The organism is Halopseudomonas pachastrellae (assembly GCF_900114765.1).
Classification (GTDB): Bacteria; Pseudomonadota; Gammaproteobacteria; order Pseudomonadales; family Pseudomonadaceae; genus Halopseudomonas; species Halopseudomonas pachastrellae.
This window is the reverse complement of the sequence record NZ_FOUD01000011.1, coordinates 129,703-142,280: the sequence shown is the minus strand read 5'-3', so window position 1 is coordinate 142,280 and position 12,578 is coordinate 129,703. Positions and strand designations below refer to the sequence as shown.

Below are 12,578 nucleotides of genomic sequence, written 5' to 3'. Positions count from 1 at the left end.
AAGCTGCTGCACCTCATCTACGGGGTACTGAAATCAGGTCAGCCGTTCGACCCGATCAGAGCACTTGCACACTGATCGGGAAGACGGTATCTACGAAATCGTGTTATTAACCGGCCCGGTGCGCGCGGCTAAGAACGCCCCTTTGCGTAGGGGCACAGCATGCTGTGCCCGAACGGCCGTGGCGCTCGCAGCGGTCCTGCCGTGCAAGCATGACCACGGCCACGGCATGCCGTGGCCCTACAGCTCAGCAAAGCACTCGGCGATGATGTCCATGCCCGCGTTCAGTTCAACGTCAGTGGCCGTCAGCGGCACCAAGATGCGGATGACGTTACCGTACTGACCACAGGACAGCAGAATCAGGCCCTTGTCCCGCGCTGCAGCAACGATGCGGCCGGTCAGTTCGGCATCCGGCGCACCGTCTGCGGTGAACAGCTCACAGGCAACCATCGCGCCCAGGCCACGCACATCGCCAATACGCTTGTCGTCAGTCGCCAGCGCACTCAGACGCCCGGTGAGAATCTCGCCCACGGTGCGGCTGCGGGCCAGCAGGTTTTCTTCTTCGAACACGTCCATCACCGCCAATGCGGCGGCACAGGCCAGCGGGCTACCGGCATAGGTGCCGCCCAGGCCGCCCGGCGCAATGCTGTCCACCGCCTCGGCACGCCCGCAGACGCCCGCAACCGGGAAGCCGCCGGCAATCGACTTGGCAAAGGTGGTCAGATCCGCAGCAACGCCCATCTGCTCCATCGCGAAGAAGGTACCGGTACGACCCGCGCCGGTCTGCACTTCATCGGCCACCAGCAAAATCCCGTGCTGATCGCACAGCGCGCGCAGGCGCTGCATAAAGGCCGGACTGGCGACATAGAAGCCGCCTTCACCCTGCACCGGCTCGATGACAATGGCAGCGATGTCCTGCGGCTGCGCGTCGTTCTTGAAGATACGCTCGATGCTGGCGATGGCATCGTCATCGCTCACGCCATGCAGCGGACAAGGATACTGGGCGCGATACACGCCACCCGGCATCAAGCCCATACCCGCGGAGTACGGCGCCACTTTACCGGTCATCGACAGGGTCATCATGGTGCGGCCATGGTAGGCGCCGGTGAAGGCAATCACGCCGGCGCGGCCGGTGGCGGCGCGGGCAATCTTGACTGCGTTTTCCAGCGCCTCGGAGCCAGTGGTCACCAGCAGTGTCTTCTTGGCAAAGTCGCCGGGCACCATCTCGTTCAGGCGCTCACACAGGGCAATGTAGGGCTCATACGCCAACACCTGAAAACAGGTGTGGGTAAACTGGTCCAGCTGACGGCGCACCGCGTCCATCACCTTAGGGTGACGATGTCCGGTGTTGAGTACGGCAATGCCGCCAGCAAAGTCGATGTACTGTCGCCCTTCCACATCCCAAACGGTCGCGTTTTCAGCGCGCTGCACCGCAATCGGGTGGATTTGGCTTACACCACGGGCGACAGCATTCTGCCGCCGCTGCATCAGGGACTCATTGCTCTTGCTCATAACCGCCTCGCGGAAAAAGTGGGGAGCCGGCTGCTCCCCATCAGGTAGATGCGAACGTCAGATACCGCCCAGACAGAGGTACTTGATCTCGACGTATTCCTCGATACCGTACTTGGAGCCTTCACGGCCCAGGCCCGAGGACTTCATGCCGCCAAAGGGCGCCACTTCATTGGAAATGAGGCCGGTATTGATACCGACCATGCCGTACTCCAGCGCCTCGGCCACACGGAAAACGCGGCTCAAATCGCGGGCGTAGAAGTAGGCCGCCAGACCAAACTCGGTATCGTTGGCCTGACGCACCACATCAGCCTCATCGCTGAAGCGGAACAGCGGCGCCAGCGGGCCGAAGGTTTCTTCACGGGCAACCGCCATGCTGCTGTCCACGCCAGTGAGAATGGTCGGCTCAAAGAAGAAACCGCCCTGCTCGTGCGGTTTGCCCCCAGCAATAACGGTCGCGCCCTTGTCGGTAGCGTCCTTGAGGTGACGTTGCACTTTCTCGACAGCGCGTGCGTCGATCAGCGGGCCGGTGGTCACGCCCGCCTCGGTGCCGTCGCCGACCTTCAGCTTGGCAACCGCATCGGCCAGCTTGGCGGCGAAGGCGTCGTAAACCGAATCCTGCACGTAAATACGGTTGGCGCAGACGCAGGTCTGACCGGCGTTGCGGTATTTGGAGATCATTGCGCCTTCCACCGCGGCATCCAGATCGGCATCGTCAAAGACGATAAAGGGCGCATTGCCGCCCAGTTCCAGCGACAGTTTTTTCAGGGTCGGCGCGCACTGCTCCATCAGCTTGATTCCAACGCCGGTGGAGCCGGTGAAGGACAGCTTGCGTACCACCGGGTTACTGCACAGCTCGTCACCCACTTCACGGGAGCGATCCACGTCGGCGGTAATAACGCTGAACAGACCGGTGGGCAAGCCGGCCTGCTCGGCCAGGTGCGCCAGTGCCAACGCGGAGAACGGGGTTTGCGGCGCGGGCTTGAGCACCATCGCACAACCTGCGGCCAGCGCCGGGCCAGCCTTGCGGGTGATCATCGCAGCGGGGAAGTTCCAGGGCGTGATGGCAGCCGTCACACCAACCGGCTCTTTCTGTACCAGAATGCGCTTGTCTGTCTGATGACCGGGAATAACGTCGCCGTAGACGCGCTTGGCTTCTTCGCCAAACCACTCCAAGAAGGACGCTGCATAGGCAATCTCGCCACGTGCTTCGGTCAGCGGCTTGCCCTGCTCTGCGGTCATGATGCGGGCCAGGTCTTCCTGGTGCTGCATCATCAGCTCAAACCACTTGCGCAGTACCTGAGCGCGCTCCTTGGCGGTGCGCTGACGCCACTGCTGCTGGGCTACGCGCGCCGCTTCAATGGCACGACGGGCTTCGTCTGCGCCCATGTTCGGCACGCTGCCGAGGCGTTCATGGGTAGCCGGATTGGCGATGTCGGTGCGCGCGCCCTTATCGGCCTCGCACCAGTGACCGGCGACAAAGGCTTGCTGACGAAACAGGTCGGGGCAGTGCAGCTCCATCGGAGAATCCTCTAGGTGGGGTGTTCCGGCTTTCGTAACACATTTAGAACAGCCATGTTTGATATTTCAAACATGCTAAGCGCGAGACTGACGCCAGGCAATACCCGGAGGAAAAAAAACGTGGGATAAACACGCCCGCGCTGACGGCGGGCGGAAGGTCTTGAAGGCAGGTCGCCGATTCACTCACTCAAAGTCAGGCGACAGGCCTTGAGGAAGTCAGGCGGCGGACTCGCCTTCAAACAATTCGGGGCGCACCTGTTGACCCGCTTCAAGCAGACCGGCAACCCGTTGCAGACTGGCCAGCAGCATCAGTTGCTCCCAGTCAGCCAGTTGGCCAAAACGCTCAAGGAATGCAGCCGGCAGCAGAGCAGGCTCGGCCTGGATGGCGGCCAGGCCCTTCTCGGTCAGGGCCAGATGCACCTTGCGCTTGTCACTGGTACTGCGTACGCGGTGCAGCAAATCGCGACTTTCCAGACGATCAATGATGGTGCTCAGCGTCGCCTGGGATACACTCACCTGCCGCGCCAGATCACCCAGGGTACTTTCCCCGGTGGCCTTGATGCTGTGTAAAATCAGCAGCTGGATTGGCGTCAGCCCGCTATGGCGCCCCACGCGCTTGGCGTGAATTTCGCTGGCGCGCTGCAAACGGCGCAGCGCCAGATAGAGATCGTGCATCATATGCATGCTTGGGTACTCCCGACCGCCAGGATCATCCGGGCGAAAATTACAGCAATAACTAGAAGTCGCTCAAAAAACAGCCGGCGACCTTCAAACCACACTGCAAGGCCAGATGGAACAGCCAGGCAATGGTCGCAAGCCTACAGCAAAATTACTTCCACATCAAAGCAATATTTCATGCGCTGGCATTTCTGCCAGCACTGATCCTGCAGTACAAAGCAACTTCAGGCACACTGCCCATGAGCCTTTAGAACAACGCTTTTACCACCAAGGGATGCCTGCCACCCGGTCCACGGGGTCTGATACCGTTTCGCTCTATCGCCTGCCAGCGGCCCTTTTTTCGGCCCGGCAGGATACCAGAAGCGCAGCGTGGTTTTCCGTGCAGGCAACCATCAACGCAGCATGGCCGACGCTCCAAACAATACTTACAACAGGAAAAGGCTCAGATGATTCACCCTACCCTACGCCCGTGCTTCTACCTGCCGCTGGCGCTGCTGGGCACCGCGACTAGCCAGGCCGCACCTATTCAGCTGCCAACCCAGACAGTGCTCGGTGCCAGCGATGATACCCATGAGCTAACCCTGCCGCTGGCACGCAGCACACTGTTTCTCGATCAGCAGCCAGCAACCAGCCTGGGCGCCAACCTGTCCGAGTCGCTGCAGCGGGTGCCGGGTCTGCTGGCGCTCAATCGCCAGAACTACGCGCAGGATGTGCAGATTTCTTCCCGAGGTTTCGGCGCCCGGGCTCAGTTCGGCGTACGCGGTGTACGTCTGCTGCAAGACGGCATTCCGCTGACCATGCCCGACGGCCAGGGCCAGCCCGGGCTGTTCGATCTGGACAACCTCTACCGCATCGAGGTGCTGCGCGGCCCGCTGAGCAGCCTGTACGGCAATGCCTCGGGCGGCATCATCCAGGGCTTCAGCAGCGAAGGCAGCTACTTTCCAACACTGGAAAATCGCAGCGCCGTCGGCAGCGACGGCCTCTGGCGCTCACGTTTCAAGTACGGCGCCCAGCATGGCGATCTCAACGTTGCAGCCAACCTCTCGCGGCTGGAAACCGACGGCTACCGCGATCACAGCGACACCCGCCGAGACATGGCCAACCTGCGCCTGGGCTGGGATATTGACGACGCCTCCAGCCTGACCCTGCTGTTCAATGCGCTGGATCAGCCGGACACCCAGGACCCGCTCGGGCTGACCGCAGCAGCGCTGGACGCCGACCGCCAGCAGGCCGTCGCCCAGGCCGAGCTGTTCGACACCCGCAAGAGCATCCGCCATCAGCAACTGGGCGCCAACTACCAGCGCCGCCTGGCCAACGACGATGAGATCACCGTGATGGTCTACGGTGGCGAGCGCGACGTTCAGCAGTTTCTCGCCTTTACCGGCAACTCGCTGTATTCCGGCGGCGGCGTGATCGAACTGGACCGGCGCTTCGGCGGCAGTGAGCTGGGCTGGCAACGCGACACCGAGCTGTTCAACCTGCCGGTAACGCTGGCCGCCGGCCTGAGCTGGGATTATCAGGGTGAGGGCCGCAAGGGCTTCGTCAATCAGTTCGGCCGCAAGGGCAACCTGCAACGTGACGAATTCAATCGGGTAGAAAGCCGTGAGGCGTATCTGATCAGCACCTGGCAACTGGCGCCACGCTGGAGCCTCACCGCCGGTGCGCGCTACAGCAAGGTGAAGTTCGATTCTGACGACAGCTACTTCACCGACGGGCAGGATGACAGCGGCTCGGTGCGCTACGACCAGACCAGCCCGGCGCTGGGCCTGAGCTATCAATGGACGCCCGAGATCAGCCTGTATGGCGCGATCGGCAAGGGCTTTGAGACGCCTACCTTTCAGGAGCTGGCTTACCGCCCAAGCGGCAGCGGCCTGAACTTTGACCTGCAGCCGAGCAAGGCAGACAACGCCGAAGTCGGCTTCAAGCTGCGCCGGGCGCAGACACAAGTCGATGTCGCCCTCTTCTACACCCGCGTCGACGACGAAATCGTCACCGGCGAGCCGCAACTGAACACCGACCGCTCGACCTATGCCAACGCGGGCAAGTCGACGCGTCAGGGCATCGAGTTGAGCATTCAGCAGCAGCTGAGCAACAGCCTGAGCGGCTATCTGGCCTACACTTGGCTGGACGCGCGCTTTGATCGCTACCAGAGCAGCACCGGTGACGATCTGGCCGGCAACCGCCTGCCGGGTGTACCGCGCCATAGCCTGTATGCCGAGCTGGCCTGGCAACCAACCGACGGTTTCAGCACGGCACTGGAAATGCAAAGCCTCAGCCAGCGCTACGCCAACGACACCAACAGCGCCGACGCCCCCGGCTACGCCGCCTTCAACTGGCGCGCCAGCTACCGCCAGCAACTCGGCCATTGGCAACTGGAGCCCTTCGCCCGCATCGACAACCTGACCGATCGCGAATACATCGGCTCTCTGATCGTCAACGGCGCCGGCACCCGTTACTACGAACCCGCGCCGGAGCGAAACTGGCTGCTCGGCGTCGCGGTGCAATACCGCTGGCAATAACGCCCGGCTCAGACGCGGTCAACCGTGACCGCGTCAAAGGCGCCGGGCCTGCGCGCCAGCAACACGAAGATAAGCGCAGCAATTGCCATCATGATCGGCAGCGCATGGCCGGTCATCCACTGACTGACCGCGCCGGTCAGCATCGGCCCGAGCAGGCAGCCCAGCCCCCAGAGCATGGCAATGTGCGCATTGGCACGCACCAACTCATCGTCGCGATAACGCTGACCGACCAGAATGATCGACAGGGTATAGAGCGCCCCTGCGCTGGCGCCGAACAGCACCAGCACCGGCCAGACCAGCACCGTGTGCAACGCAAAGGGCAGCGCCAGACTGCTGAGCAGCAGCATCAGCCCGCAGAACTTGAACAGCGCGGTGCGAGAGATACGATCCGCCAGCGCGCCAACCGGCACTTGCAGCACCGCATCTCCGACCACCACGGTGCTGACCATGATCAACGCCAGTTGCTGGGCAAAGCCCTCGCGAATCAGATAAACCGGCAACAACGTCAGCGTCATGGTCTCGAACCCGGCGAACAGCACCATTGCCCAGGCAATCGCCGGCAATTGCCGAACGAATTTGCGAAAGCCCCGCCCATCCGCCGCTGTGGCATCCACCACCGGCGCGCCTGAGACAGTCATCAGCATCAGACTGCCAAACACCAACAGGCCGGTTGCCAGCCAGAAACCGCTGTCCGCCTCGGTGCCGATCAGCCCCAGCAGCAACGGGCCGCACAGCTGGCTGAGGGCAAAGCCGCTGCCGTAGATAGCGACCAGTCGCCCGCGCAGGCGGTCGATGACCTCCTGATTGATCCAGCTCTCGCCGAGGATGAAAGTGACCGTCAGCGAGATGCCCAACACCAGCCGCAATAGCAACCAGACCGGGTAACTCGGCCAGATCGCCAGCAGCGCCACCGACACCGCGCTGCACGCCATCACCAGTCGAAGGGTATTTTCCGAGCCCAACCGGCCAGCCAACCGGCTGCTCATGCGCGACCCCAGCACAATACCAACCGCCGGCATACCGGCCATGACACCAATGGCGAAGGTGCTGTAACCCCATTCGTGCAGGCGCAAAGACACCAACGGCAGGGTCACCCCCAACGCCAGCCCCACGATCACCACCGCGGAGGTGACCACTGCGTAGGTTTTCCAGTTCATAGGTTCTCGGAGAAAGGCAGGCTGGAGGCTAAAAGCGAGAAGCTTGAAGTAGTCTGAGCTGTTTCGGGGCGACTACTTCACTGCGGCAGCGGCCCCACGCCGCAACAGACGACTACTTCACTAAACGGCTTCCAGCTTCAAGCTTCCGGCTTCCAGCCGCGCTGCCGCCGGCAGCGCGTTAGAGCTTGATCCAGGTTGCTTTCAGCTCGGTGTACTTGTCGAAGGCATGCAGCGACTTGTCACGGCCGTTGCCTGACTGCTTGAAGCCACCGAACGGCGCCGTCATATCACCACCGTCATACTGGTTTACCCAGACGCTGCCAGCGCGCAGGGTGCGGGCGGCGCGGTGGGCCTTGGACAGATCACTGGTCCAGACCGCAGCGGCCAAGCCGTAGATGGTGTCGTTGGCGATCTGCATGGCGTCGTCAAAGCTGGTGAAACCGATCACCGACAGCACCGGCCCAAAGATTTCCTCACGGGCGATGCGCATGCTGTTGGTCACGCCATCAAACACGGTCGGCTCGACGAACAGGCCGCCGGTCTCTTCCATCACGCGCTTGCCGCCCAGTTTCAGGGTGGCGCCGTCGGCGTGGCCTGCTTCGATGTAGCGCAGCACGGTGTCGATCTGGGTGGTATCGACCAGCGCGCCGACGCTGGTGTTCGGGTCCAGCGGGTGGCCCGGTGCCCAGCTGCGCTTCAGCGCCTCGACCACCTTGCCGACGAACTCCTCGCGAATCGACTCCTCGACCAGCAGACGTGAGCCTGCGGTGCAGACCTCGCCCTGGTTGAAGGCAATGGCGCTGGCGGCTGCCTCGGCGGCGGCGTCCAGGTCCGGCGCATCGGCAAAGACCACGTTCGGGCTCTTGCCACCGGCCTCCAGCCAGACGCGCTTCATGTTCGACTCACCGGCGTAAATCATCAGTTGCTTGGCAACACGGGTCGAGCCGGTGAACACCAGGGTGTCGACATCCATGTGCAGGGCCAGCGCCTTGCCCACGGTGTGGCCGTAACCGGGCAGCACGTTCAGTACGCCCGCTGGCAGACCGGCTTCCAGAGCCAGTGCAGCGATGCGGATCGCGGTCAGCGGCGACTTTTCCGAGGGTTTGAGCACCACCGAGTTACCGCTGGCCAGCGCCGGGCCCAACTTCCAGCTGGCCATCAGCAGCGGGAAGTTCCAGGGCACGATGGCGGCGACTACGCCCACCGGCTCACGGGTAACCAGACCCAATTCATCATGGGCGGTGGGCGCCACCTCGTCATAAATCTTGTCGATCGCCTCGGCGCACCAGCGAATCGAGCGCGCCGCGCCGGGAATATCCACCGCCAGCGAGTCGCCGATGGGTTTGCCCATATCCAGGGTTTCCAGCAGCGCCAGCTCCTCGCAGTGCGCGTCAATCAGGTCGGCAAAACGCTGCAGAATGCGCTTGCGCTTGGCCGGCGCACTACGCGACCAGACACCGCTGTCAAAGGTGGCGCGGGCATTGGCGACCGCCTGATCGGCGTCGGCCTGGTCGCAGCTGGCGATCTGCGCCAGCACACGGCCATCGATCGGCGAGACGCACTCGAAGGTCTCACCACTGGCCGCCGGCTGGTACTGCCCGCCGATGTAGGCCTGCCCCTGAACCTGCAGCGCGGCTGCGCGCTGCTCCCAATCCTGCCGACTCACTGCCTTGCTCATGCTCTGCTCCTGACGAGGGCGCCACCTGGGCGCGCGGGACAATGCAGGCAACAGTAATCAGGCGCCGACAATATTTCAATATTTTTGACAAACCGGCAGAAGAACGCCTCAACAAGGCAGCAAAGGTTGCTTTACGTTTGTTTTTTTTGACATAGAATCCAATCTTCATTGCCCTCTCCAACCTCGGAGCCTTCCATGACTATCGCCAGCATCATCGACTTCGCCAGCGCCGACACGCCGGCCGAACACTACCGCCCAGACGCCGCCAAGGTGATCAGCGGCGACCCAGCGCAAAACGTACGCAATCACTACAGCAGCCTCGACGGGCAGTTCAGCACGGGTATCTGGGAAGCAGAGCCCGGCCACTGGACCGTCAGCTACAGCGAGCACGAGTACTGCGAGATTCTGGAAGGCGAATCCGTGCTCCACGATGCCGATGGCAACACCCGGCTGCTACGTGCCGGTGACCGCTTCGTTATCCCCGCCGGTTTCAGCGGCAGCTGGGAGGTACGTGAGCGCACTCGCAAGGTCTATGTGATCTACGAGCCGGCCAGTTGATTGCGTAGTCATTTGGCGCGCAGGCGCTGGCCTGGGAGCGCCCGGCGCCAATCAACGCTACGCTACAGACAGACCATGCAGATATTGCAGGAGTAGCCGGTGCGACGCCTTCTTTCTCTACTTACCAGCCTGACAGCTCTGTCGCTATCCGCGCTGAGCGCAGGCGCGCAGGAGGCGCCGCCGCTGGAGTTTGCATTAGCCGACTTTCCACCTTACTTTCAGCTGAACAACGGCGGCAAACCGAGCGGCCCTGTGCTGCAGTTGGCCGATGCCCTGTTTACCGAAGCGGAGGTGCCCTATTCCATTCGCGGTTATCCCGCCGCGCGCCTGTACAGACGGCTAGAACGCGGGCAAACGACCGTCTCCATGGCTGGTGACGGCCATCCGGACATGCTCAGTAGCGCACTGCAAGGCAGTACCCCCGTGTTCAACCTGGCCTTGAACGTCTACCGCAAGCCACTCCAGCCCGCGATTACCGGTTTAGCTGACCTGTCGGGCCAAAAGGTGATCCTGATCGGCGCCTACAGCTACGGCCCCCTTGGCCAGCAACTGGCAAGCCCGCAAGCCCGCGTAGAGATCGCCCACGCCCAAAGCCATGCCGCAGCCCTGCAAATGCTGCTGCATGGTCGCGCGCCTTATCTGATCAACTACGCAGACCCAATGAACGGGATGCTGGACGACCTTCCCGCAGATAGCGTGACAAGTGACCCGCTGCTGCGCATGGATGTCTACCTGTTTGTCTCCCGCGCCCACCCCGACGCACGAGGCTTGCTCGACCGCCTGGATCGCGCGCTGACCCAACTGGAACAACGCGGCCAGGTGCAGCAGATTCTGGGGGCTGCGGACTATCGGCACTAAGCGTATCCAGGCCGATTACAAAAAACACATTGGTCTAAACGTGACCAGCCAGTTACATTTCTCGTCAGCACTGACATCGAAACCAATAATCCAATCGTCCCTTTGATCGGGTAACAGCTGTCCATCGCCATTACCACCCGGTCACGCCCCTGCTGCAGGAGCCCAGGACACAGCCAGGAGTCCAGCCTGATGTCGCGTTTACCGGTCATCGTCGGCTTTGGCGGCTATAACGCCGCCGGCCGCAGCTCATTCCACCACGGCTTCCGCCGCATGGTGATCGAGTCTCTGCCTGCCGCCGAGCGCCAGCAGACACTTGTCGGGCTGGCCGTTCTCATGAAACTGGTACGGGTTGAGGGCGATCAATACCTCGACGCCGACGACCAGCCACTCAGCGCCGCCGAGGTTGAGCAGCGCTTCGGACAGCAGATCCTGGAAGGCACCTTGGTGCGCCGCATCGAGAAGCGTTATCTGGACGTGGACGCCGCGCACTGGCAGAAAAACCTGACCGTGACCGGCGAGGCGGGCAAGCCCTTCTCGTTCATTACCCTGGCCAAGCAGTTGCCCGAGCCGCTGCCCAGCGACTGGGCCGTTGAGGCACTGAATGACAGCGAGGTGCTGGTCACCGTATACGACGGCTGCGACCTCAAGGTGGACAGCTTCCGCGCCCTGCCGGTCAAGTCGGCCGGCCAGCTGCCGAGCGGCCTGGAGCCGGGCGAGCTGTACGCCTCGCGTTTCCATCCGCGCGGCTTGCAACTGACCATCGTTGCCGCCACCGACGCGCTGCGCTCGGTCGGCATCGACTGGCAGACCATCGCCAACAGCGTCGAACCCGATGAAGTTGCTGTCTTTGCCAGCAGCGCCATGAGCCAGCTCGACGAGAACAGCTTCGGCGGTCTGATGCAGTCGCGCCTGAAAGGCGGCCGGGTCAGCGCCAAGCAGCTCGCGCTGGGCCTGAACAGCATGCCGGCGGACTTTATCAACGCGTATATTCTCGGCAGCGTCGGCACCACCGGCGCGATCACCGGCGCCTGCGCCAGCTTCCTTTACAACCTGCAAAAAGGCAGCGACATGATCACCAGCGGACGCGCCCGCGTGGTGCTGGTCGGTAACGGGGAAGCGCCGATCACCCAGGAATGCATCGAAGGCTACGGCGCCATGGGCGCACTGGCCACCGAAGACGGCCTGCGCCAGATCGGCGGCAGCGAAGAGGTTGATTTCCGCCGTGCCAGCCGCCCCTTCAGCGCCAACTGCGGCTTCACTCTGGCCGAGTCCGGCCAGTTCTTCGTGATGATGGACGATGCCCTGGCAATGGAACTCGGCGCGGACATTCACGGCGCGGTGCCGGATGTCTTCATCAATGCCGACGGCTTCAAGAAGTCGATCTCGGCCCCCGGCCCCGGCAACTACCTGACCATGGCCAAGGCCGTGCACGCCGCCATGCAGATCGTTGGGCCGCAGGCCGTGCAGCAGCGCAGCTTTGTACAGGCACACGGCTCCAGCACTCCTGCCAACCGCGTTACCGAGTCGGAAATTCTTGACCGCGTAGCCGAGGCGTTCAACATCAGCAGCTGGCCGGTCGCGGCAGTCAAAGCCTACGTCGGTCACTCGCTGGCCAGCGCCAGCGCCGACCAGCTGGCCGCCACCCTGGGCAGCTTCAAGTACCAGATCATTCCGGGCATCAAGACCATCGACCAGGTCGCCGATGACGTGCATCAGCAGCGCCTGCTGATCAGCACTTGCGATATCGACCGCAGCCAGCTGCCGCTGGAAGTGGGCTTTATCAACTCCAAGGGCTTTGGCGGCAACAACGCCAGCGCCGTGGTGCTGGCACCATCCGTGGTCGAGCGCATGCTGAAAAAGCGCTACGGCGCAGACGCGTTCGAGGCCTGGCAGCAGCGCCGCGAACAGACCCGCGCCGCCGCCGAGGCTTACAACCAGCGCGCGCTGAAAGGGCAGCTGGATATCATCTACAACTTCGGTCAGAACATGATCGACGAGGCCGCCATCAGCATCAGCGATGCGCAGATTCAGGTGCCCGGCTTCAACAAGGCCCTGACCTTCCGCACCGACGAGCGCTTCAAGGACATGCTCGACTGAGTGACC

9 protein-coding genes are annotated in these 12,578 nt (G+C 62.7%); 4 read left to right on the top strand and 5 right to left on the bottom strand.

Annotated features, from left to right (window positions below; genetic code table 11):
* Positions 1–237: 237 nt before the first annotated feature.
* The 3 genes from gabT to BM116_RS10490 form a co-directional block, all read right to left on the bottom strand.
* Positions 238–1,509 carry a 4-aminobutyrate--2-oxoglutarate transaminase gene (gene gabT / locus BM116_RS10500; protein ID WP_083725499.1) on the bottom strand — a complete coding sequence of 424 codons (1,272 nt, stop codon included), beginning with the start codon at positions 1,507–1,509 and terminating at the stop codon, positions 238–240.
* 57 nt (positions 1,510–1,566) lie between these two features.
* Positions 1,567–3,027, bottom strand: coding sequence for an NADP-dependent succinate-semialdehyde dehydrogenase (gene gabD, locus BM116_RS10495; RefSeq protein WP_083725501.1), 1,461 nt, complete (start codon positions 3,025–3,027; stop codon positions 1,567–1,569).
* 216 nt (positions 3,028–3,243) lie between these two features.
* A complete protein-coding gene (locus BM116_RS10490; RefSeq protein ID WP_083725503.1) occupies positions 3,244–3,711 on the bottom strand; it encodes a MarR family winged helix-turn-helix transcriptional regulator in 468 nt (155 codons plus the stop codon).
* Between the two features lie 440 nt (positions 3,712–4,151).
* On the opposite strand from BM116_RS10490, the gene BM116_RS10485 reads away from it, so the two are divergent.
* Entirely contained in the window at positions 4,152–6,224 is a 2,073-nt protein-coding gene (locus tag BM116_RS10485) for a TonB-dependent receptor family protein (RefSeq protein ID WP_083725505.1), read from the top strand.
* Between the two features lie 8 nt (positions 6,225–6,232).
* On the opposite strand, the gene BM116_RS10480 is transcribed toward BM116_RS10485, so the two are convergent.
* Together BM116_RS10480 and BM116_RS10475 are read right to left on the bottom strand one after the other, a co-directional pair.
* On the bottom strand, positions 6,233–7,381 hold the full coding sequence (locus BM116_RS10480) for an MFS transporter (RefSeq protein WP_083725507.1): 1,149 nt from the start codon (positions 7,379–7,381) through the stop codon (positions 6,233–6,235).
* A 178-nt stretch (positions 7,382–7,559) separates the two neighbouring features.
* Positions 7,560–9,059: an aldehyde dehydrogenase gene (locus BM116_RS10475; RefSeq protein ID WP_083725509.1), complete on the bottom strand. Its 1,500-nt coding sequence runs from the start codon at positions 9,057–9,059 to the stop codon at positions 7,560–7,562.
* 195 nt (positions 9,060–9,254) lie between these two features.
* Here BM116_RS10475 and BM116_RS10470 point away from each other — a divergent pair, with 195 nt between their 5' ends.
* The 3 genes from BM116_RS10470 (at position 9,255) to BM116_RS10460 (ending at position 12,572) form a co-directional block, all read left to right on the top strand.
* Positions 9,255–9,617, top strand: a complete 363-nt coding sequence (locus BM116_RS10470) for a cupin domain-containing protein (RefSeq protein WP_083725511.1) — start codon at positions 9,255–9,257, stop codon at positions 9,615–9,617.
* A gap of 99 nt (positions 9,618–9,716) precedes the next feature.
* Complete coding sequence (locus BM116_RS10465) at positions 9,717–10,475, top strand: substrate-binding periplasmic protein (protein WP_083725513.1); 759 nt, start codon at positions 9,717–9,719, stop codon at positions 10,473–10,475.
* 189 nt (positions 10,476–10,664) lie between these two features.
* A complete protein-coding gene (locus tag BM116_RS10460) occupies positions 10,665–12,572 on the top strand; it encodes a beta-ketoacyl synthase (protein WP_083725515.1) in 1,908 nt (635 codons plus the stop codon).
* The last annotated feature ends 6 nt before the right edge of the window (positions 12,573–12,578 follow it).

Coding starts and splice junctions, on each gene's coding strand:
- gabD (WP_083725501.1), bottom strand. CDS start 3,027: ATGGAGCTGCACTGCCCCGACCTGTTTCGTCAGCAAGCCTTTGTCGCC.
- BM116_RS10485 (WP_083725505.1), top strand. CDS start 4,152: ATGATTCACCCTACCCTACGCCCGTGCTTCTACCTGCCGCTGGCGCTG.
- gabT (WP_083725499.1), bottom strand. CDS start 1,509: ATGAGCAAGAGCAATGAGTCCCTGATGCAGCGGCGGCAGAATGCTGTC.
- BM116_RS10490 (WP_083725503.1), bottom strand. CDS start 3,711: ATGCATATGATGCACGATCTCTATCTGGCGCTGCGCCGTTTGCAGCGC.
- BM116_RS10470 (WP_083725511.1), top strand. CDS start 9,255: ATGACTATCGCCAGCATCATCGACTTCGCCAGCGCCGACACGCCGGCC.
- BM116_RS10460 (WP_083725515.1), top strand. CDS start 10,665: ATGTCGCGTTTACCGGTCATCGTCGGCTTTGGCGGCTATAACGCCGCC.
- BM116_RS10480 (WP_083725507.1), bottom strand. CDS start 7,381: ATGAACTGGAAAACCTACGCAGTGGTCACCTCCGCGGTGGTGATCGTG.
- BM116_RS10475 (WP_083725509.1), bottom strand. CDS start 9,059: ATGAGCAAGGCAGTGAGTCGGCAGGATTGGGAGCAGCGCGCAGCCGCG.